We start from the raw sequence: 20,981 nt of genomic DNA on the forward strand, positions 1-20,981 counted from the left end.
ATGACTTCGCCTGACGCAGCCGACCGCGAGAAGGTCGTGTCCAAGCTGCCCCCCGCCCTCCAGCAAGCCCTGAAGGTCCGCGCAGCCCAACACGGCACCGACATCCAGCATGCTGTCGAAGCAGGCATCACCGCATGGCGCCGGCTAGGAGCGAACCTCCCCTCTGCCGACACAGGGGGCGCCAAGCCGTTCGCCACTTTCCTCCCGACGGGTCAGTGGGACGAGTTCCGTGAGGCCTGCGCCTCCCGCGGGGTCTCACTCATCCAAGGACTCACGCAGTCGGTTCTGTTCTGGCTCGACACCAACCCAGCACCCGGTGTCGTTCGCCCGGAGCACCCCAAGCGGATCATCATCTGCAACCAGAAGGGCGGCGTGGGCAAGACCGCGCTCGCCGCCGGCGTCGGTGAAGCCTTCGCAGAGGACAGCGACCAGCTGCACCCCGTACGCATCTCCAAGCATTTTGCCGCCGCGCTCCTCGAACCCGACGCGGAACCGGCCTCTCCCCTCGACTACGAGGACCTCCCTGGGCTTGGACTCCGCGTTCTGCTCGTCGACTTCGACCCGCAGTGTCACCTCACCAACCAGCTCGGGCACGAGCCATTGCCCATCGAGGGAGACTCCCTCACCAAGCACATGGCAGGTGAGGCGAAGGGCCAACTCAAGGACCTCATCGTCCCCATCGAGGACGCACGCTTCGGCGACCGGCTGCACCTTCTGCCGGCATGCACCGACGCCTTCCTCCTCGACGTGAAGCTCTCCAGCGTCCGCGCCCGCGAAGCAGCCCTCGAACGCGTCCTGGGAACGGTCGAAGGCGACTACGACGTCGTCATCATCGACTGCCCCCCGAGCCTCGGCCTCAGCATGGACGCCGCCGCCTACTACGGACGGCGCCGCGACGGCGAAGCCCCTGGCAACTCCGGCATCCTCATCGTCGTCCAGGCCGAGGACAGCTCCGCCGACGCTTACGGGCTCCTCACCAACCAGATCGAGGACCTCCGCGGCGACATGCACCTCGAACTCGACTACCTCGGCATCGTCGTCAACCACTACGACGCACGCCGCGGCTACATCGCCACCTCCTCCCTCCAGTCATGGATCGACATAAAGGATCCCCGGGTCGTCGGCGTCATCGGAGACCTCAAGGAGCAGAAGGAAGCCGTCCGCGTGAAGCGGCCCCTCCTCGCCTACGCCCCCCGGTGCGACCAGGCCGTCGGTATGCGCGCACTCACCAGGGAGATCTCATGAGCAAGGCAGACACCCTGCGCGCGAGTGCGTCCTTCGGCCAGGCCAAGGGAGGCATCAGCGCCCGTCGCGCCGCGATCGAAGCCGCCGCCGCCGCACCCACCGACGGCGCTCCCCCGCCGCTCAAGCTCCCTGTGGACGTCATCAGCCTCAACCCGGCCAACCCCCGTGAAGAGCTGGGTGACCTGAGCGACCTCGGAGCGAGCCTCCGCGACCACGGGCAGAAGACCGCCATCAGCATCATGAGCCGGTTCGCCTACCTGGAGGGCAACCCCGACCGGAAGAACGACCTTGAGGAGGGAACCAAGTACGTCGTCATCGACGGCAACACGCGCCTCGCCGCCGCGCGCGAAGCCGGCCTCACCGAGATCAAGGTGATGCTGGACGACGAACTCGGCAGCAACCCCGACGAGATCCTCGAGTCCGCGTTCGTCGCGAACGTCCACCGCCAGGACCTTGACCCCCTCGACGAGGCGAAGGTTCTCCAGCAACTGCTTGCCATCCACAAAACGCAAGACGCTCTCGCCGCCCGCCTTCACCGCTCCCAAGGATGGGTCTCACAGCGCCTGGCCCTACTGGGCCTGACGCCGGAGCTCAAGGAGAAGCTGCAATCCGGCGAGGAGCCCGCAGCACTGTTGCGGCGTGTGGGAAAGAAGAAGCCCGAAGAGCAGGAAGAGCACCTCCGCCGGCTCAAAGCGAAGGAACAGGAGGCTCCACGGAGGAAGGCACCGCCGAAGCCTCCGGCGATTCCGGCTCCCACTCCCCCGGCTCAGGATCATTACGCCGTAATGAAGCCCGTCTCCGCCGGCGATGACGCTGTGGGCGCTGGAAACGTCGCAGACGAATCCTCAGACGTGAATGCAGGAGCCGCCAACAGCGAGGAGGTGTCTCCCTCCGCGCGGTCCCGGCAGCAGGGCGAGGCGCTCATGGACGCTGCGTTCGCCAAGCTCAACGCCGAGCAGCGGAGTGCATTCATCCTCCGCTACTTCCAGCGGAGCGCTGGGGTCGAGGCCGTCACATCGGATATGCGAGGAGACCTTCCTGCCGATGCGCGAACCTCGCTCGCAGATATCCTCCAGCAGGTTGCGACAGGCCTGCGCGCTGGAACGTAGCCGCCGCGAGGCGGCGAAGGACTCAGCGGACGACAGATGGCGGGCCACACAGATGTGTGGCCCGCCATCTGTCGTCCGGTCGGCACCTGACTACTCGCTGAAAGCTCGTGACCGTCTTGGGGCCGCCTCAGCCCCGTATGACGGGAGCGGCAGGAACGCGCGGCGGCTTGTTCAATCGGTGAGGTTCCTCGGTGGGGGCCACGGCCCTTCGAAGGCCGGCCCGCAGTCGTCAGGCAGGTGGGCCACTACCAATGCGGCCGCCTCTAGCGGGGTGAGCGACTCCCCCAGGACGCGCTTCGGCGCGTGCAGGGGTGCATACACGGTGCACGCTTGCACATCGCTCACGATGAACGGCAGGTCGTTGCTCCACGGGAACTCCGTGTTCCGGTGAAAGGTGAGCGCCCCATGGATGGGGAACGGGAACAGGGCCCGCAGCCGAGGTTCGGTGTGAGCAGCCTCTATCACTGCGGGCTCCCCCTCCGCGCGCTGGGAAGCCTGTCCAGTATCTCGCGCCATGTCTTCTCGACCACGGTCTCCTCAGCCATCCCGTGATCATGACGCCCGAGACAGGTCATCACAACCCGTCTCATCGGGATGGCTGAACCCGGACGAAATGTTCCCGCGCGGGTCAAACTTTGCTGTAGCTGCTCAACTCTTGGTGAGACGGCCATCTCGGCGGAGCCTGGATGCCAGGCTCCGCCTTCGGCCGCGGGATTATTACGCCGTAATGATGTGCTCTGAGTCGGCGACAGCCGGCAAAGTACGGAGTACCGCTCGCCGAGACCCTCCCGGCCGACCTCGCCGCCATCATTGAGGATCCGGTCACCCCAGCAGTCGAACGTGACGGTGACGGCGGGGACACGTCGGCACTGACGATCGGGCACCAGCGGGCAGAGGAGCGAGGCACCGAAACCGAGCGTCCCGTCGCCGCGCTGGTCTCAGCGGCCGGGCTCGGCCGCACCGCCAGCAGGCCGTACCGACGGCACCGGAGCCGGTTCTCCTGGACGTGGACTAGCTAGCGGCTGCCGAGGGGGGCGTGGCCCCGTGGGGGCATTATCCCGACGCTGAGCGCTTCGGGCGCCCTCACCCAGCACGGCGTCGTCGAGTCAATCCAGCGCGGCCAAGCCCCCCACGAGCCCAGAGACATCCCCACTGGGCCCGGGTCGACATCGATCGAGGAGCTGCCCGTGCCGGGCGGCGGGCCCAGCGCCTAGTTCGGCTCCGAGCCGAAGGGGCCCGTGGCAGGCGTGACGCGGGACAGGCCGAGAGGCTCGGAACCCTGGAACGGAGCGTCTGGGGGCACTGCACCTGACGACAAGCATTCCAATTCCAGCACCGTTTGAGAAGCTGCTGCGGTACCTGGGGGAGCGACGGCTGCCCGGACGGGGGAGAGGCGCCGCGTCGTGCAGGTGCGGATCTCCGAGACGGCACATCCAGCGGGAGGAGCCTCCCGCGAGCCCGCCCCGCAGCCGCGACGGACAGCCAGCCCCCACTGCCGGGTGCCCTGTTCCCGGGAGGTCCAGGCTCGTCGACTGGGGTAGTCGGATGCTAGGGCGAGATGCTGATGGCTCCACGCCCCTCAGACCTCGAGGGAACCTCCCGCTGATGCCGAGCCGGACTTCTTGACGCCCTCGCATGAGGGATCCTCGGCCGCGGTGGTCGGAGTGTCGCGGCCGGGCCGCTCCGTGTCGCGGACCGGGCGCTTCGCACTCTCGCCCCGAGAGCGCCGACCTGCCGGTTCGGGCGTGCTGGCCGTCGTGAGGGTCTGCTGATCCGGCCTGCTGGCCCCGAACGGGCGCTTTTGCCGACGCTGTTGGCCTACGTAATGCATCCGGAAGGCAGCAGACGGCGGCGAGGCACGGCCGTGCGCCAGCTCCATGAGGTGCCTGACGAAACCGCAGGGACCGGGCCCCTCAGACCTGTCCGATCGGGAAAGCAAGCGAATGCACGGCTTTGGCGGACCGTGCCTCTGAAAGTAGTTCTATTCTCACAGCCATGATCCGGATACCGACCGAACCAATCGGCAGCGTGCCGCGCCCCGCCTATCTCAGAGCCGCCCTCAACGGGCGAGCGCAAGACATGCTCGACCAGGCTGAACTGACCAAACAGCAGGAATCGGCCATCACCGACACCTTGACCCGGCTGGAGGAAACGGGAAGCTCGGTTCTGGTGGACGGCGAACAGTCCAAGCCCAGCTTCGTGACCTACCCGGTGACCGGTCTGGACACCCTTTCGCCGGATGGTGTGGTCATACCGTTCGCCGACGGGCACACCCGCCGGCTGCCCTGCATCACCGAGGGCCCCTTCCGCTACCAGGTGCGGGCCGAGTCCTATCTTCGAGCAGCGCAGCGCCACACCGACCGGCCCCTGAAGCAGGCGGTCATCGCCCCGTCCGCGCTCAGCCTGCTCTACCCGCCAACGCCCATCGAGGGGTACTCCCGCGAGGAGTTCCTGCACGATCTCGCCAACGAGGCCGAAGCCGACATCCGTGGCTGTCTGGACGCGGGAGCCCACGTGGTCCAGCTCGACTTCACCGAAGGGCGTCTGTCGCTGAAGCTCGACCCCAGTGGTGGTGTGCTGGAAGACTTCATCGCCCTCAACAACGAGGTTCTGGGACGATTCAGCGCCGACGAACGCGCCCGCATCGGGGTGCACACCTGCCCCGGCGGGGACCTGGATTCCACCCACAGTCTCGATATCGACTACGCGGACCTGTTGCCCAAGCTCTTCCAGCTCAAGGTGGGCAACTTCTACCTCCAACTGGCCAGCGAGGCAGATCCCGAGCGGGTCCTCGGCACCATCCGGGAGCATCTTCCGCAGACGGCCCGGGCCTTCGTCGGGGTGACCGACCCGGTCAACGCCACCCTCGAAACCCCGGAGCAGGTACGCGACCGGGTACTGCTCGCTGCCCGCTACATTCCGGTGGACCGGCTCGGTACGTGCGACGACTGCGGCTTCTCGCCTTTCGCGGACGACGCTTCCACCCCCCGTGAGCTGGCCTTCGCGAAGATCGGCGCGCGCGTCCGAGGCACCGCCCTGGCCGAAGCCGCGCTCAGCAGCTGATCCCCGGTACGGCCAGTGCGCAGTGCTCCCAACCATCCCGCCCGACCGGGCTGCGCGGCAGAGACCGTTCCTCTGTCGGGATGAAGGGGGAGACGCTTCACAGCAGATGTTCACTTCAACGTGCGGCACCGGTGAGGGACGGCCCGGCCGCACACCCTTTTTCGCAGTGGGAGACGTCATGAACGGAACGGGAACGCGCCCCAGAGTGCTTGTCGTAGGGGCCGGCCTGGCAGGCACGGCAACAGCGATCCGTCTGCTCCACTTCGCACGACGGCCGTTGGAAGTGGTCCTGCTGGAACGGCGGCCCGAATACCGGTCCGCCGGGGTGGCCTACCATCGCGACGGCAATCCGTGGGACCACGTTTTCAACATCCAGGCCGGACGGATGTCCGTGTTCCGGGAGGACGTTCTCGACTTCATCCAGTGGGCCAACCAGGAAGCCGACCGCCGCGACTGGCCCGACCCCTGGGCCACACAGACGTTCACCGAGCAGGGACCCGCTCCGCGACGCATCTTCCAGGACTACCTCGACGATCGGCTGGCCGAAGCCAGAAGAGAGTCCTGCCCCGGCGTCGGCCTCGTCGAAGCGGACGGCCAGGCGGTCGATATGACCGTCGGCGGCCGGGGATTCGAGGTGACGGTGCGCCACCTTTCCCCGACCGGGCTCCACGACCCTCGTCCCGGACCGCTCCCGGGCACGACGGTGGTCGGAGCGGACCATGTCGTTCTCGCCACCGGACTCGAGCCCAAGGAGCTGCCTTTCGCGGCCGGGGTCGCGGGTCACCCCTCCTTCCTCCGGGACCCGTACTCCGCAGACGCGATCCGTAAGCTCCTCGAACTTCCGCCCGATGCCACCGTGGCCATCGTTGGCTCCGTACTCAGCGCCTACGATTCCGCCGGTCTGCTGCTGCGCAACGGCCACACCGGGCGCATCCATCTGATCTCCAGGTCCGGAACGATCTTTCGTGCCTATCCCGAGACGCATGAGCACGACGTGGTGCGGCTGCCATGCCCCGAAGCTCTGATGAAGCCTTACCGCAGTCGTGCGGATTTCCTGGCCCGGGTCGAGGCCGAATGGCACAGAGCCTGCGCGATGGTTCGCGAGAAGTATCCTCACATCGCATCCGCCATCCTTTCCGAGCGAGTCGCCAAAGCCTGGGAGCCGTACCTCCCCGCAGCCATCGAACAGATACCCACGGACGAACTGCGCCGTTTGCTGGACGATTTCGCCACTCCTGTCGCGGCGCTGCGCGTCGGTGCAGTGCAGTACACGATGGCGGTCATCGAGCAGGCGATGCGGCGGCGGGACGGGTCACTCGAACTGCTCGTCGGAAAGGTGCAGGCACTCACTCCCGCGCAGATGGGACGCCTGCGGGTCACAGTCGCCCTCCAGCAGCGGACACGCACCCTGGAAGTCGATCTGGTGGTGTCCAATTTCGGTAGGGAGTTCGACTACACCAAGGTCGAGCAGCACCTGTGGCACAACCTGCTCCGCAGGGGGATCGCGGTTCCGCACAAGCGCACCGGCCGCGGCCTGGAGGTCGACGAACGCGGAACTCTGGTCGATGCCCACGGGCGGCCGACCGGCCCGGTCTCCACGGTCGGAGCGTTGCGCGAGGGCGACGAGATCGTCCGGAACGGCCGAACCGGCGCGTTCACGTTCAACCTCGCCGTCATCAAGAATCACTCGGTCTCTGTCGCCGCGCATGTGATCGAGCAACTGGAGCTGAGGGAGGACGGCTTGGGCGACCTCCCGGTTCGGCACCCAGCCCACCACGGTTATGTCAGCAATCGGGAAGAAGCGCACCGGATGGCCTTGGAGCAGTCTGTGGTACTGGAAGTGCGGAGAATGGCCACGCGCCGACGCAAGGAGAGGGAGCTGTTGGATTCACAGGTGAACGAAAGCATCGGAGCCATGGGCGATGCCCTTTCGGTGCTTCCGACTGAGATTTCCCGGCCGGACCGCATGATGAGGGTTCTCGTGGGGCGATTCGCTGTGGATCGGCTCAACGACGTCTCCGTGACGCCACGGCAGCTTCGTCAGCAGTTGGGGATAAGAAACGCCGACTACTCGGAGGACTAGTTGAACGGGAACGGGCGACGGATTTCAGGGTTCCTTCTGGCTGGTGGCGCCGAGAACGTGTTGCAAGGAACGTGTAATCGAACGAGAAGTCCGCACGACGGAGGCATTCTCGTCGCCCCGTCTCTCGAAGCCGGGCTTTACGACGCGATCCTGGCCTCGCGCGCTGTGATCTGCGGTTCCGGGGGGCTGACCGGCCATATGCAGTCTCTGTGCCGGGGCCGGGGGATTCCCGTGCTCCGTGTCGAGGAATCGGATCTCGCCGACCTGGTCGGCGAGGTGACGCTGTACCTGGAAAGCGCGTCTGTCGTCGTAGGTGGGGAGACGCCCGCACAGCAAGAGGCCGGGAGTCCGACATCGGACGACCTCGGGTCGGCGTGCGCGGTCATCGCGGATCTGCAGGACATCACCACCATCAACCAGTGCGGTCCGAACGCCGCGCGGGTCGAGTCCTTCTTCATCCGCGAGGAGTTCCTCTGCCTCGCACTGGGGCTGAGTCCGCTCGACGCCATGGCGGGCGGACCCGCCGGGAGCATCGCCTACGGCCAGGCCGTCGGGGACCGGCTCTGCACATTCGCCGAGGCGCTCCTGCCCGGCCAGCGACTGATCCTGCGGATGCTCGACCTCCGCTCGGACCATGCTGCCGAGATCACCGAGGCCGCTGCCGTACCGGTCGAGCCCAACCCCGAGATGGGCCTGCACGGCGCACGCTGGCTTCTCAGCTCGCTCGCCTACCGCGACGCGGTGCACGCCGTACTCTCAACTCTGCGTACCCGTCTGGGGGATGAGGCGGGCCGGGTGGGGCTCTCGGTGCCGTTCGTCAGTGACGCGATGGAGTTCAGCCGGCTCAGGGCGCATCTCGCCTTACCGGACGACGTGTCCCTGTCCGCATTCATCGAGATGCCGTCCGCCGTGCACGCCACGTCGGCGTTGTGCGCTGCGGGGGTCAGCGAACTGTTCATCGGCATCAAGGACCTGGTGCAGTTCTACCTTGCGGCGGATCGGGGCAATCACCTGGTCGCCGACTCCTACAGCACCCGACACCCGGCTGTCCTCGACGGGGTGAGCCAGGTGGTGGAGGCCGCTCGCGCCGCGGGCACTCCCGTGCGTGTCTTCTCGCTCGCCTCCGACCTCAGCCACTACATCAATGAGCTGCCCGCGCCCGACGGCTACATGATGTGCACCGCCGAGCTGCGGCAACTCCTTCTGCACCCCGAGGACGGGGTCGGTGAAGCCCTTCTGGCCGGGGCTTCTCGTGCGAAGCCTCTATAAGAGCCGTCTTTCACATCAATCCTCAGGAGGGAATCACGTATGGACCACTCTGGAATGCCCGGAATGGAATCGACTGTGTCGACCGTGGACACCGTGGGCGCTGTCCTGTTCGTCGGCTGGGCCGTCGCGATGTGGCTGGCCGTCGCGGTGCTCGCGGTCGGAAACCGGAGAGCGGTGAAGCCCTGGCTGTACAAAGTGGCCGTGGGGCTCGTAGGCATAGGCGTGATCGGGCAGATCGGTCACTTCCAGGAGCACGTCACGCAGGCCGGCTACTGGGTCGCCAACCCGTACTCGCCCGCCTGGATGACCCCGTGGGCGGACAGCTTCGCCCGCGGCATGGGGCAGATCGACGCCACCAAGCCCGGGCTCGGCATGGAGATCCTGCACCTCACCGGCAACTTCATCTTCCTCGCCGGACTGATCGGCATCGTGCAGATCACGTATCGGGTCGCCGGACAGCTGAAGGCCCGCAAGTGGGCCAGGATGGGCGTCTGGATGCAGGGAATCCACGGCATCGAGCACGTTGTGCTGACCGCCTCCGTGGCGCTGGGTGCGAGCCGCGCCATCGGCCTGTCGACCTGGTTCGGAGCCATCGACCCCGGCCCGGCGCTCGTGACGTACCGGGTCTGGTGGCACTTCGTCGCGAATCTGATAGGCACGGCCATTCTCGGGTTCGCCATCTACCACCTCTGGAAGGAGCGGCGGACGGTCAAGGAGAGCTACGGCCTGTCGGAGGCGGTGGAGGGACCGGTTGCTCCCGTCGCGCCCGAGAGCGAGTCCGAGCCCGTGCTCACCCCTGCGAATCGTCTCTGAGAGAGGTCCCGCCGGTGTGTGCGGGTGGTCGCCGCCGACTCCGTGCCCGGTGGTCGCCGGCGTCACCAGGCACCCCGGAAAATCATTCACGGGACAGCCCCCGGTCGGCGGACGGGGTGGGGCCGGGGGCCGGCCCGGGACTCGGCCCGCGATAGGAGGCGGCGCAGTCGGGGCAGCACCACACAAGGACCGGGCCCGCCGGTGGCTCGGTTCTCCCGGGGGCGGATCGCTCCGCCGGCCCAGGCCCGGCCACCGGCTCGTACGGTGGGGCCGAGGCGTCCCGGCGGGCTCTTCGCCCGGCCGCGCGGACGGCGACAATCTCGGCGCAGACGCTGCAGCGCGTCCCTGTCGACCAGAGGACGCCGGACTCGCAGTCGGGGTCGGCGCAGCCCCAGCGAGGAAGCGCGACTCCCATGAGCCAGCGGCCGGGATCGAGGATGTCGGAGACGAGGGTGTGGGCCAGACGAAGGCCGAGTCTCTCCCGCAGGCGCCGGATGTCGGTTCCGTTGTCGAGCTGGTCGGCTATCTCCTGGCCGATGCGGCGTTGTACGTACGTGCTGACCCCCCCGAGGAGGAAACGCACCGGTTCCAGAACGATGTGCAGACGTGGGCTGAACGTGAGCGGCGGACCGGTGTAGGACTTGGATCGGCCGGGGGAGGAGCGGGGCCGAACACAGGTATCGCGGCTCGCTCCCGGTTCGGGCCCGCTGCCTCCGTCATGGCGCGGAGAAGCGCCCGCACCAGGTTGCTCAGCCCTTACCACCGGTGTCTCGCCTACGGCGGATGAGCAGGACGTCGTTTTGTTCTCGGGTCGGTCAATCCTTAAGTCTTCCTTGTACGCGAGCGATACGTCATGACCGCGGGAACCCGATCTGTCATCGGTCGCAGAAGCGGATGTGGCGGCGGGGGACCGCCCGTCCTGGACGAGGAAGAGGTGGCGGCCGTGCGATCCCGCTCGCCGCTGCACGGTGATCCAGCCGGTCTCGGCGAGCTCGTCGACGATGCGCCCCGCGGCCTCAGTCGTCAGCGGGCGGCCGGCCCGCTGCCCCCAGTGATGGCGGAGGAAGCCGGCGAGGACGGACTCTGTCAAGGGGACCTTCTGCGCGACGGCGTGGGCGATCACCGCGAACGCGCGCAGGAGACGGGGCCGCAGCTGTTCGCTGGTGACCACGGGCAGCCAGATGAAGCGTTCGCCGGGGTGCATGGGCCGGACCCGGCGGCGGGCGGTCGTGCCGTAGCCGCCTCTGAGGGAGCGGCGCCGGCTGTCGGGGAGTTCCACGACACCGTCGTCGGCGGGAACACGCAGCTGTGCGAGCCCTCGGTGGACGGTGGAGGCGGAGAGCCCGAGGTAGGAGGCGAGAGTGTTGACGCCCGCCGTGCAGCCTTCCGGGCGGGCTCCCAGAGCTTTGACCTTCATGTAGACGCTGAGAGCCGCGTCCGAGTAGTGGGGGGACTCGACGAGGCGCATGGGCACCTTCACCCGGCCCCGGAAGTGAGGAACTGGAGTGGATGATGTGCTTCCGGATGGAGGCCGAGGGGAATTATCGAGAGCATTATCGTTGCAAATAGGACTTTTATTGGAATAATGACTATGGGGGGGCTGGAGAATCGCAGCACTTTGTCTCATGATTTGATAGGTCTCCGTGCGGCAGGCATGGCGAAGCCCTTGGTTGTGGCTTCGGGGTTCTGGCAGAACCTGTGATGCGCGTTTCGGGGTGGCACCCGAAACGGGCCTACGCCCGCCGAGTTGGCAGCTCGGCGGGCGGTGTTGGTGGAATCGGTCCCAGGTGTTGGTTCACCGGGACCTACAGCACGGCGACAAGCCCTTTCAGCGGTCGGTGTCGCCATTCACCTCACGTCACGCCCCCTCATGGTCGGCCGCGTTGTGCCGGTTCGAACGCCCGGTCCGGCAACCGGTAACGGCATACCGGGGCAGGCGCGCGATCAGAGCGCCGACACGTCCGTCATCTCCGTGGTCGCGTTGAACACGTAGGTGTTCCCCTGGACCGCGTTGACCCGGATCGTTCTGCGGGTGTCCGTCTGGGGTTGCTCGGCGGCCTGCTCGGCCTCGATCCAGCAGGGTTCGTCGAACTCGACGTACTGGTGGAAGGAGATGTCCATCGACGTGGGGATGCGCGTCCCCCACGACGGCTGGGAGGCGTGGCCCGCTTGGCGCACAGCCTCCAGAAGCACCATCCCCGGCACGTGATCGACGGGGTGGTCGAAGAGCACGGGGTGGCTGGTGTCGGCGCGAAGCTGCCAGCGGCCGGGGCTCTGCGTCGGCGAGAGGACGATGTCCTCCCTGCGGAGCCGCCCGACGCTGGTGCGCGAGACGGGCTCAGAGGGGCGCGGGGCGCTTGCGAACATCTCACGGGCGTTGCCGCGTCCGGTGCGCAATCGCTCGTACACGGCGGGGGAGTGGCACCCGAAGCGCGTGCTCACCACGGCGACCGGCGAGCCGTCGCGTACGACCTCCAGGTGCATGGTCATCATGGCGGGCAGGGAGCGGCGGTAGCGGATGTCCGAGAAGACCGCGTGCACCTCGATCTCCGCGGGGGCGCTGCCCATACGAAGGGCCTGGGGTGAGATCGAGTACTGCAGGCGGGACCAGCTGAGCTGGTGGCCGAAAGGGACGCCGTACGCGACGTGGGTGAGCAGGGGAAACGTTTGCCGGACCGTCTCGCAGAGCAGGAGGGGATCGTGCATCCCGTGCTCCGGTACGTAGAAGCTGTGGCTGCGCGGCCACTGGGCGCTGACCGTGAAGGCGTCGGGCCCTGTCTTCACCCAACCCGTCAGAAACACCTCTGCCAGCGCAGCTCGATGCACGTACTCCTTTGCGACTGTTGTGGTCAGTGCGGGTCTGTGTGTGACAGGACGATCCGATGCTGTGAGCATGCCACTCCCCTAGGGCGTGCGTATGCGGAGGTTCCCACCCCGGACCTATCAGTGGTGAGGCCCGGCTTGTAAAATAAGGGTGTTCGTTTTTTTTGTCGAGAGAGGCGGGGGCCCAATGGCCGAGCCGAAGCAGGAACGGGCGGTGAGGACCCGCGAGTCGATCTTGTACGCGGCTGCGGAGGTCTTTGACGAGCACGGGTACACCGGGGCCAGCATCAGCAAGATCATGGAACGCGCACAGGTGACGCAGGGAGGGATGTACTTCCACTTCAAGTCGAAGCTCGGGCTCGCTCAGGCCGTGTTGGCGCAGCAGCAGGAGTTCGTGAGCATTCCCCACGGTGTACCGGGGCTGCAGCGCCTGGTCGACCTGAATTTCTTCCTGGCACGGGAACTGCAGACGAACGTGCTCTTTCGCGCAAGCGTCAGACTCGCCGTCGAGCAGGGTGACTTCGGGATGAGCGACGTCACCGCCTACCAGGAGTGGGTGGAACAGTTCCACGCGATGCTGTGCGGGGCGCGTGAGCAGGGCGAACTCCTGCCGAACATCGATGAGCGCGAGGTCGCCAACGTCCTGGTCGGCGCCTACAGCGGCATCCAGATGTTCTCGAACATCGCGTCGGGGCGGGATGACCTCCAAGAGCGCTTGGGCTCGATGTGGCGGATCATGCTTCCCGGTATCGCGACCCCGCAGGCCATCGAGAAGCTGCAGATTCCTCGGGACGTGCGGGGGATCGCCGCGTGAGACCCGTGCGGGTGGTACTGACCGGCGCCACCGGCTTCATCGGATCGGCCGTACTGCGCGAATTGGGCCGGTGGTCAGCCCGCGCGGAGGGGGTGCCGACCGTCCGGGCGGTGGGCCGGCGTGCCCCGTCCGGCGGCGAACCCGTCGTCGACGAGTGGGTTGTGGCCGACTACGCCGACATCTGCACCCTGGCAGGTGTCTGCGAGGGTGCGGACGTGCTGCTGAATCTGGCGGCGTCGATCGATGCCGACGAGAAGCGCTGCTTCGCCGTCAACGTCGAGGGAACGGCCGCGCTGATGGACGAGGCCGTGCGTGCCGGCGTGGACCGGATCGTGCATCTGTCGACCGCGGCGGTCTACGGCCCAGGCCCACACCGCGGTATCGCGGTCGACGAGGTCGTCCCCGCGCCGGTGTCCGCTGCCAGCCGGACCCGGCTGGCCGGTGAGGCGTATGCGCTGGCGGCCGGAGCGACCGTCCTGCGGCCCGGGCTCGTGCTCGGCGCAGGCGACCGCTGGGTGGTTCCGGTGCTCGGCCAACTCCTGGAAGCGGTACCGGCGTTGTGGGACGGCGGGAAAGCTGTGCTCTCGGTCGTCGCGGTTGAGGACCTGGCGCGGCTCATCGTGCACGCGGGGCTTGTGGGGGTGCTGCCCGGAGGGCGGATCTGGCACGCTGGGCACCCCGAGCCCGTTCGTACGGCAGAACTGTTGAGCGCTCTGGACCGTCAGGGGATCCTCGCGGCCCCCGTCGAAGCCTTGCCGTGGCAGGCGTGCCGGGAGAGGCTGAGCCTTTCCGGCGGCCGGCCGACCGAGCGTCAGCTCTCTCTCTTCGCCCAGGACTTCTGGTACGACAGCCGGCAGATCTGGTCCGCCTCGGGCTGTGCGCCGGGGGCCGGCCCGCTGGCCGGGCTGGCCGCGGCGGCGCAGTGGTACCGGGCCCTGCTCGCGGAGACCGCCTGACGCGGAGGCTCCCGCGGCCGCCCTGGGTCACCGCACAGGTCGTTCCGTGAGCGTCGCCGCGGGCCGGCCGGGTTCGTCGAGCCTGGCCGGTACTTCCGGCAGTACTCCGGTGAGGGCGAGGCGCCAGACCCGCCTGAGCTGTGTGACGGCGCTCTCGAAGACGGGACCCGATCCCATGCGGCTGCGCAGATACGCCTCCGCCCCGCTGGTCAGGTGCTCCACCAGCATCGCGACGTCGGCCGGGAGGGCGTCGATGTGCAGCTGCCCGGTCTCGTAGGCGCGGTCCAGCAGATTGCGGACGATCGGCTGCCAGGCGCCCGACCACGCATCCGTACCCGGACGTTCCCTGCCCAGGCGGATGGCCGAACGGACCGAGGGCTCGTGTTCCATGAGTCTCGCCAGTTCGAGGGTCAGCTCGATCACGAGATGAAGCGGGGGCAGCGGCTCGGCGGTGAGATCCCCCAGGGCCGCCACCGTCACCGCCTTTCCCTCCTCCTGCACCGCGTCCGCCAGCGACTGCTTCGACGGGAAGTGGAACGTCACCGCCCCGATGGAGAGGCCGGCCACTTTGCTGATGCGTGCCAGGGATGTTCCGTTGTACCCATGGTGGTCGAACTCGTCGGCCGCTGCTTCGATCAATGCCTGACGTGTGCGTAGAGCCCTCTCCTGTCTCACCATGCCGTCTCCTGAAGAGCGCTCGTCGCCGCCGGAGGTGCGAGGGCTCCGGCCTCGGTTCGTCCGCGCATCACCGAGGCGCCCCGAGAGGAGCATCGCCCTTCCACTGCCAGGCTGCGATTGCCCTCCCTCCGACGGCAAGAGTGAGTTGCCCAAGAAGTTTCGGATCTCTCCAGGTCACAGGGGCGGAACGGTGACCTCCGCAGCGAGCGGCACGCCCCGACTTGGCGAAGTGCATACGACAACTCTCCTGAGTCGCAAAAAAAAAGGGGTGTTCGCTATCATTTTAGCGTGGTCGGCCGCCCCGGCCGAGAGAGAGGAGAATCAGACATGGTGGCGTACGCTCAACAAGACAGCCTCACTCCGGTTCCGGTGTTCGCCGAAAGGATCTTCGAGTGCCTGCCCCGGGTCGATCAGAGGCGTTGGGCCCATGCATACGTGCAGAGTCTCCTCACCACCCCCGGCAAGAAGTCGGTACGCCGGCTCGCCACGGCCATCTCGGCGTCACCCGCCGCGTCGCAGTCGTTGCACCAGTTCGTCAACGCCAGCCCCTGGGACTGGACGCCGGTCCGCGCCGAGCTCACCCGCTGGGCCGAACAGCAGGCGCATCCGCGGGCGTGGGTGATCGGCCAGGCATTCCTGCGTAAGCGGGGGGAGCACTCCTGCGGCGTGCACCGGCGCTTCCTGCCCGGTACCGGACGCTCGGTCACCTGCCAGGTGGGGGTAGGGGTGTTCCTCTCCTCCCGGGAAGCCGCCGTGCCGGTCGACTGGCGGCTGCTGCTGCCCGGCTCCTGGGCCAGGGACTCCGACCGCCGTACGCGCACCCGCATTCCCGCCGAGGTCGGTCCCCGCTCCGTCGAACAGCACACCCTGGACCTGGTGGACCGCCTCTCCGACGCCAGCCGGACCTCTCCGCTGCCGGTGGTGGCCGACATGGACGGGGCCGGCGGAACCAACGTGGGCGCCCTGGTGCGGGGTCTGAGCCTACGGGGACGCGACTTCGTCATCGCTGTACCGGGCTCCCTGCAGGTCACGGTCGGGCGCCATCTGCGGATCCAGCGCTCGCACGGCGCCGAGGGCCAGCGCCTGACGATCGAGGCCCGCAGCCTCCTGGAGTTCGCCGCCGGCAACCTGACCCGGGTGGAGCGTGTGGCTGCCCGGGGCGGGCGAGGTCGGCACACCACCGTCATGTCCACTTACGTGCGTCTCCCCGAGCCCGGCGTCAACAGCGGGCACGCCCACCGCACCCACCGTCTCCTGGCGGTACGCCCCGACGGCGGGCGCAGACCGGTCCAGCTCTGGCTGACCAGCCTGACCCACACCAGGATGGAGTCGGTCCTCGCCCTCACGGACAATCTCGCGCAGGTGGGGGAGTCCGTGCAGGAGATGGCGGACAACTTCGGCCTGGGCGACTTCGAGGGGCGTTCCTATCCCGGGTGGCACCATCACATGACGCTGGTGTCCGCAGCCTACGCCTACAGCCGTTTCGCCCAGCGGCGCCCCATCGGCGGCGAGGAGCACCTGCTGGCCCGCGCCGCCTGAGCCGGCGTCCGGCGAAACCCGGGACGACTTCGCCAGCTCGAGTACCTTCACGCAACTGGTCCCGCCCTACAGTGAACGAATGCTGAGACACACCTACGAGGGCCAGGACTGCAACCTCGCCCGGACGCTGGAAGTCATAGGCGAGCGCTGGTCGCTTCTGATCATCCGCTCGGCACTGCTCGGCACCACCCGCTTCGACGGCTTCCTCGCGAGCCTGGACATCGCCCGCAACGTCCTGTCGGCCCGCCTCACGCGGCTGGTCGAACACGGCATCATGGAGCGAGTGCCCTACCAGGACAAGCCGGTCCGCTACGAGTACCGGCTCACCGACGTCGGCCGGGACCTGACCCGTGCCGTGGTCGCCCTGATGCAGTGGGGGGACCGCAACCTGCCTCAGGAGCTGGGCCCGCCACGCCGCGCCGACCACGTCGGCTGCGACGGCGCCGTCCACGTCGAGCTGCGCTGCGAGCAGTGCGGGCGCGCCGTGCACGACGAGGAGGTGGACGTGGTCCGCCTGCGCTGAACGCCCCCTTCTCTGCGCACGGGCGGAGATGCCCCTGCGCAGCGGGCTCGCCACGATGAGCCTGCCCGCCGCCGAACCGCGCGGCACCGCAGGAGGAGGAGCCCGTGCCCGTACTGGGAGCACTGCGCAGACTGGCCATGGCCCCGTCGCTGGACGACGTGAGCTTCGCGGGGCGGGGGTTCACCGTCGTACCGTCCGAGCGCACACGCTTGCTGGAAGCGGTCCCGCAGGCGGTGGTGACCGGCTTCGAGTGGGCCGTCGAGGACCGGGACGTGGCGACCACCGAGCGCCGGCTGGCCCTCGTCGACCCGCTGAACCGCGGCTTCGCCTACGAGGGCGCCACCATGGCCTGCGCCATCCGCGACACGATGGGCCCCAGGGGACATCGCGCCGAGGACCTTCTGCGCGGCGGCGGCAAGCCGCACATCTTCCTCAACTACATCGGCATCGGCTTCGCCATGGCCAAGCTGCCCCGGCCGCTGTGGAAGAAGCTGATCCCCGAGCTGGCCGAGCCGGAGTTCTATCCGGCGATGAGCTGGCTGTGCGTGGACGGCTACGGCTTCGACCGCGCCTACTTCGACACCGACGCCTGGGTCGGCGGTCAGCGCCTGGACACCCCGTACCACTGGGACGGCGACTCCGCCTACTGGCAACGCGCCTTCGACCAGGGCGTCGGCCGCGCGCTGTGGTTCATCCACGGGGGACAGGTGAGCCATGTGTCCGCGGCCGTACGGGCGTTCGCCGTGGACCGGCAGGCCGATCTGTGGAGCGGCGTCGGGCTCGCCGCGACCTTCGCGGGCGGCAGCACCTCCGCGGACCTGGTCGCGCTGAGCGAGGAGGCGGGGGAGCACACCGCGCACCTGGCGCAGGGCGCGGTCTTCGCGGCCAAGGCCCGCCACCACGCCGGGTACGTCCCCGAACACAGCAGCGCCGCTGTTCACGCGTTCACCGGGAGAACGGTGGGCGACGTCGCCCAGCTCGCCGACGACTGCGCGGCACACGCGCCCGACCCCGCGGTGGGCCCCGCCTATGAGGTCTGGCGGCACCAGGTGCGTGCCCGGCTGGTCACCGCCGCTGTTTGAGCACACCTGAAGTGGACGCCCCTCCCGGGGCCCTCGTTAGATTCGATTCGCTGGGGGTTTTCAGGAATTCGAGAGGGGCGGTCTACAGCCGTGGCCAGTGTATTGGGTGCATTCCGACGCCGATTGCTCACACCTCCTATTTCAGAGACGACGATGGAGGTGCGCGGATTTCATGTGAAGAACCAGGAGTCGAAGGAACGTCTCGAGAACATCGGTGAGGTATTCCTTCAGGGGTACGCGTACGCGGTGGAGGCGGGCTCGGTCGCCGAAGCCGAGGAGCAGCTGGAGACCGTCCCCAGAAGTATGCGGGGCTTCGCCTACGAGGGCGCCGGCATGGGCGCCGCGGTCCACGACTCGCTGCCGGGACACAACGGCCGGCTCCAGGGGCTGCTGGCGGGCAAGGGCGCCCGGCACGACTACATGATCTACGTCGGCATCGGCTGGGCGATGGCCCGCCTGCCGAAGGCGCTGTGGCCCGACATCCGCACCACCGACCCCATGCTGCGCTGGCTCACCCTGGACGGATACGGCTTCCACCAGGCGTACTTCAAGACCGACTCCTACGTGCGCACCCCTGAGATCCAGCACCCCTTCCGCTGGCGGGGCGGGCACAATCACTACACGCCGAACGCCATCGACCAGGGCATCGGCCGGGCGCTGTGGTTCGTCGGCGGAACCGATCCGGACGTCGTCACCGAGCTGATCCGCTCCTACCCCGAGCGCCGCCACAGCGACCTGTACGCGGGCGCCGGACTCGCCTGCGCCTATGCGGGCAGCGTGTCGGAGGCGGAGCTCGCGCACTTCGTCAAGGGCGCGGGCGAGCACCGCTGGGCCCTCGCCCAGGGCTCCGCCTTTGCGATCGAGGCCCGCGTCCGCGCGGGCACAGTCATCGACCACACCCACCTCGCCGCCCGTGTCGTATGCGGCACAACGGCCGAGCGGGCCTCGCAGGTGTGCCGGGACCTCCGGCCGCAGACGGCCGGCCAGGGCGCCTCACCCGCCTACGAGGCATGGCGCCACGAGGTCGCCGCGGAAATCCCCTCTCTCGCGCTCGTTTCGAAAGGTGCCGACCAGTGACGGTGACGAAGAACTGGATCCGCAGGAATTCGCCTGGAATTGTTGCACTCGCCCTGATGGTGGGGACTTTTTACGGCGTCCGGATGCCCGACTCTTCCGCCGCGGAGATCGATAGTTTGGCCAAGGATTTCGCCTTCGAGCCGATGTCGATAGCCATGCCGGCCGGATACGAGAAGCAAGAGGTCCGGAAGGTCAACAAGGCGTACCAGCACATCGAGGCGTGGATTTCCTCGGTCGGGGCCGGTATCGCCGTGAACGATCTCGACGGCGACGGCCTGCCCAACGACCTCTGTGTGAACGACCCCCGGATCGACCAGGCGGTGGTCACCCCGGCGCCGACCCGCAAGGACAAGTACGCGCCGTTCGCCCTGGACCCGGCGCCGCTGGGCACCAGCACCACCATGGCGCCGATGGGCTGCATGCCCGGCGACTTCGACGAGGACGGCCGCATGGACCTCCTCGTCTACTACTGGGGCCGCACCCCCGTCATCTTCCTGAACAAGGGGGAGAAGGGGCAGCCGCTGACGGCAAAGTCCTTCACCCCCACCGAGCTGCTGCCCGGCAAGTCCGGCAAGAAGTACACCGGCCCGCTGTGGAACTCCAACGCGGCCGCCGTCGCCGACTTCGACGGTGACGGGCACGACGACATCTACATCGGCAACTACTTCCCCGACAGCCCGGTCCTCGATCCGTCCAGGAACGGCGACGTCACCATGAACGAATCGCTGTCGCACGCCCAGAACGGCGGTGGCGGCCACTTCTTCCGCTGGACGAAGGACGGCTACGAGAAGTCGGACAACGTCATCCCCGAGAACCTGAACAAGGGCTGGTCGCTCGGCGCGTCCGCCGCCGACCTCGACGGGGACCGGCTGCCCGAGATGTTCCTCGCCCACGACTTCGGGACCTCGGCCCTGCTGTACAACAAGTCCACGCCGGGCCGGATCAAGTTCTCCGAGGTCAAGGCGGCCCACAGCGGCACCGTGCCCAAGTCCAAGGAGCTGGGCCGCAGTTCGTTCAAGGGCATGGGCGTCGACTTCGGGGACCTCGACCACGACGGCATCTACGACATGTTCGTCAGCAACATCACCACCTCCTTCGGCATCCAGGAATCGAACTTCGCCTTCATCAGCGAGAGCGACAGCAGGACCGACCTCCAGGAACGCTTCAAGGACGGCGAGGCGCCGTACAAGGACGAGTCGTCCGACCTGCGGCTGGCCTGGTCCGGCTGGGGCTGGGACGTCAAGATGGGCGACTTCGACAACAACGGCGAGCTGGAGATCACCCAGGCGCTCGGCTTCGTCAAGGGCAAGAACAACCGCTGGCCCCAGCTGCAGGAACTCGCCACCGCCAACGACGCGCTCGTCCCCAACCCGCTGTGGTGGCCCAACGTGAAGCACGGCGACGACCTTGCCGGCAGCCAGCGGATGCGCTTCTTCGCCAAGGACCCCGCCACCGGCCGCTACCACAACCTGTCCGTGGCGCTCGGTATCGGAGAGCCCGTCCCGACCCGTGGCCTGGCCACCGGTGATGTCGACGGCGACGGACGCCTCGACCTCGCCGTCGCCCGCCAGTGGGGCGAGCCGGTCTTCTACCGCAACGTCAGCAAGTCCCCCGGCGCCTACCTGGGCCTGAAACTCACCCACCCGGACGGCTCGCCGGTGGTGGGGGCCGAGGTCTGCGTCGAACTGCCCGACGGCAGCATGAGGTTCGCCCGCCTCGACGGCGGCGGCGGCCACTCCGGCAAGCGCAGCACCGACGTGCACATAGGACTGGGCAAGGACGTCCGGGATGCCGTGCCCGCCAAGGTCACCTGGCGCGACCGCGACGGTGACGTCCACGAGCAGAAGCTGAAGCTCACGCCGGGCTGGCACAGCCTGCAGCTGGGCACCGAGGCCAAGGAGAAGTGA

The 20,981-nt window shown here is 68.0% G+C and carries 17 protein-coding genes; 13 read left to right on the forward strand and 4 right to left on the reverse strand.

Annotated features, from left to right (window positions below; all coding sequences use genetic code 11):
- Positions 1-1,245: ParA family protein (locus tag AC0VY3_RS37355; protein ID WP_103513083.1), on the forward strand; the 1,245-nt coding region annotated here is incomplete at its 5' end.
- Complete coding sequence (locus AC0VY3_RS37360) at positions 1,242-2,354, forward strand: ParB/RepB/Spo0J family partition protein (RefSeq protein WP_103513082.1); 1,113 nt, start codon at positions 1,242-1,244, stop codon at positions 2,352-2,354. The genes AC0VY3_RS37355 and AC0VY3_RS37360, both read left to right, overlap by 4 nt.
- Before the next feature lie 171 nt (positions 2,355-2,525).
- On the opposite strand, the gene AC0VY3_RS37365 is transcribed toward AC0VY3_RS37360, so the two are convergent.
- Complete coding sequence (locus AC0VY3_RS37365; RefSeq protein ID WP_475551960.1) at positions 2,526-2,870, reverse strand: DUF6193 family natural product biosynthesis protein; 345 nt, start codon at positions 2,868-2,870, stop codon at positions 2,526-2,528.
- 1,482 nt (positions 2,871-4,352) lie between these two features.
- Here AC0VY3_RS37365 and AC0VY3_RS37370 point away from each other — a divergent pair.
- From AC0VY3_RS37370 to AC0VY3_RS37385, 4 genes are all read left to right on the forward strand, one after another.
- Positions 4,353-5,417, forward strand: coding sequence for a cobalamin-independent methionine synthase II family protein (locus AC0VY3_RS37370; protein ID WP_475551993.1), 1,065 nt, complete (start codon positions 4,353-4,355; stop codon positions 5,415-5,417).
- A 178-nt stretch (positions 5,418-5,595) separates the two neighbouring features.
- Positions 5,596-7,500, forward strand: coding sequence for an FAD/NAD(P)-binding protein (locus AC0VY3_RS37375; protein WP_103513081.1), 1,905 nt, complete (start codon positions 5,596-5,598; stop codon positions 7,498-7,500).
- Positions 7,501-7,557: 57 nt separating this feature from the next.
- A complete protein-coding gene (locus AC0VY3_RS37380) occupies positions 7,558-8,769 on the forward strand; it encodes a putative PEP-binding protein (RefSeq protein WP_475551961.1) in 1,212 nt (403 codons plus the stop codon).
- 39 nt (positions 8,770-8,808) lie between these two features.
- Complete coding sequence (locus AC0VY3_RS37385; RefSeq protein WP_475551962.1) at positions 8,809-9,582, forward strand: DUF6008 family protein; 774 nt, start codon at positions 8,809-8,811, stop codon at positions 9,580-9,582.
- An 82-nt stretch (positions 9,583-9,664) separates the two neighbouring features.
- On the opposite strand, the gene AC0VY3_RS37390 is transcribed toward AC0VY3_RS37385, so the two are convergent.
- Both AC0VY3_RS37390 and AC0VY3_RS37395 read right to left on the reverse strand, forming a co-directional pair.
- Positions 9,665-11,050 (reverse strand): winged helix-turn-helix domain-containing protein, encoded by a 1,386-nt coding sequence (locus AC0VY3_RS37390; protein ID WP_103513079.1) that lies wholly within the window; start codon positions 11,048-11,050, stop codon positions 9,665-9,667.
- A gap of 476 nt (positions 11,051-11,526) precedes the next feature.
- A complete protein-coding gene (locus AC0VY3_RS37395) occupies positions 11,527-12,477 on the reverse strand; it encodes a ScbA/BarX family gamma-butyrolactone biosynthesis protein (RefSeq protein WP_258047490.1) in 951 nt (316 codons plus the stop codon).
- Positions 12,478-12,592: 115 nt separating this feature from the next.
- Between AC0VY3_RS37395 and AC0VY3_RS37400 the strand changes: the two genes are divergently transcribed.
- Positions 12,593-13,219 (forward strand): ScbR family autoregulator-binding transcription factor, encoded by a 627-nt coding sequence (locus tag AC0VY3_RS37400; protein ID WP_103513077.1) that lies wholly within the window; start codon positions 12,593-12,595, stop codon positions 13,217-13,219.
- Entirely contained in the window at positions 13,216-14,175 is a 960-nt protein-coding gene (locus AC0VY3_RS37405) for an NAD-dependent epimerase/dehydratase family protein (RefSeq protein ID WP_103513076.1), read from the forward strand. Before AC0VY3_RS37400 ends, AC0VY3_RS37405 begins: the two co-directional genes overlap by 4 nt.
- Positions 14,176-14,202: 27 nt before the next feature.
- Here the strand turns inward: AC0VY3_RS37405 and AC0VY3_RS37410 are convergent, their stop codons facing one another.
- Positions 14,203-14,814: a TetR/AcrR family transcriptional regulator gene (locus AC0VY3_RS37410; RefSeq protein ID WP_103513075.1), complete on the reverse strand. Its 612-nt coding sequence runs from the start codon at positions 14,812-14,814 to the stop codon at positions 14,203-14,205.
- A 366-nt stretch (positions 14,815-15,180) separates the two neighbouring features.
- Here AC0VY3_RS37410 and AC0VY3_RS37415 point away from each other — a divergent pair, with 366 nt between their 5' ends.
- The 5 genes from AC0VY3_RS37415 (at position 15,181) to AC0VY3_RS37435 (ending at position 20,981) form a co-directional block, all read left to right on the forward strand.
- On the forward strand, positions 15,181-16,392 hold the full coding sequence (locus tag AC0VY3_RS37415) for an IS701 family transposase (RefSeq protein WP_103513074.1): 1,212 nt from the start codon (positions 15,181-15,183) through the stop codon (positions 16,390-16,392).
- A gap of 79 nt (positions 16,393-16,471) precedes the next feature.
- Complete coding sequence (locus AC0VY3_RS37420) at positions 16,472-16,915, forward strand: winged helix-turn-helix transcriptional regulator (RefSeq protein ID WP_073826070.1); 444 nt, start codon at positions 16,472-16,474, stop codon at positions 16,913-16,915.
- A 104-nt stretch (positions 16,916-17,019) separates the two neighbouring features.
- Positions 17,020-17,997 (forward strand): DUF1702 family protein, encoded by a 978-nt coding sequence (locus AC0VY3_RS37425; RefSeq protein ID WP_103513073.1) that lies wholly within the window; start codon positions 17,020-17,022, stop codon positions 17,995-17,997.
- A gap of 153 nt (positions 17,998-18,150) precedes the next feature.
- Positions 18,151-19,074, forward strand: a complete 924-nt coding sequence (locus tag AC0VY3_RS37430; RefSeq protein WP_475551963.1) for a DUF1702 family protein — start codon at positions 18,151-18,153, stop codon at positions 19,072-19,074.
- 56 nt (positions 19,075-19,130) lie between these two features.
- Positions 19,131-20,981, forward strand: a complete 1,851-nt coding sequence (locus AC0VY3_RS37435) for a CRTAC1 family protein (protein ID WP_475551964.1) — start codon at positions 19,131-19,133, stop codon at positions 20,979-20,981.

The sequence above is a fragment of the Streptomyces sp. iso_384 genome (assembly GCF_056172905.1).

What these genes read in the sequence shown, in the direction of transcription:
- AC0VY3_RS37360 (WP_103513082.1), top strand. Translation starts at nt 1,242, where the DNA reads ATGAGCAAGGCAGACACCCTGCGCGCGAGTGCGTCCTTCGGCCAGGCC.
- AC0VY3_RS37365 (WP_475551960.1), bottom strand. Translation starts at nt 2,870, where the DNA reads ATGGCGCGAGATACTGGACAGGCTTCCCAGCGCGCGGAGGGGGAGCCC.
- AC0VY3_RS37375 (WP_103513081.1), top strand. Translation starts at nt 5,596, where the DNA reads ATGAACGGAACGGGAACGCGCCCCAGAGTGCTTGTCGTAGGGGCCGGC.
- AC0VY3_RS37385 (WP_475551962.1), top strand. Translation starts at nt 8,809, where the DNA reads ATGGACCACTCTGGAATGCCCGGAATGGAATCGACTGTGTCGACCGTG.
- AC0VY3_RS37390 (WP_103513079.1), bottom strand. Translation starts at nt 11,050, where the DNA reads ATGCGCCTCGTCGAGTCCCCCCACTACTCGGACGCGGCTCTCAGCGTC.
- AC0VY3_RS37395 (WP_258047490.1), bottom strand. Translation starts at nt 12,477, where the DNA reads ATGCTCACAGCATCGGATCGTCCTGTCACACACAGACCCGCACTGACC.
- AC0VY3_RS37400 (WP_103513077.1), top strand. Translation starts at nt 12,593, where the DNA reads ATGGCCGAGCCGAAGCAGGAACGGGCGGTGAGGACCCGCGAGTCGATC.
- AC0VY3_RS37415 (WP_103513074.1), top strand. Translation starts at nt 15,181, where the DNA reads ATGGTGGCGTACGCTCAACAAGACAGCCTCACTCCGGTTCCGGTGTTC.
- AC0VY3_RS37420 (WP_073826070.1), top strand. Translation starts at nt 16,472, where the DNA reads ATGCTGAGACACACCTACGAGGGCCAGGACTGCAACCTCGCCCGGACG.
- AC0VY3_RS37430 (WP_475551963.1), top strand. Translation starts at nt 18,151, where the DNA reads ATGGAGGTGCGCGGATTTCATGTGAAGAACCAGGAGTCGAAGGAACGT.
- AC0VY3_RS37435 (WP_475551964.1), top strand. Translation starts at nt 19,131, where the DNA reads ATGGTGGGGACTTTTTACGGCGTCCGGATGCCCGACTCTTCCGCCGCG.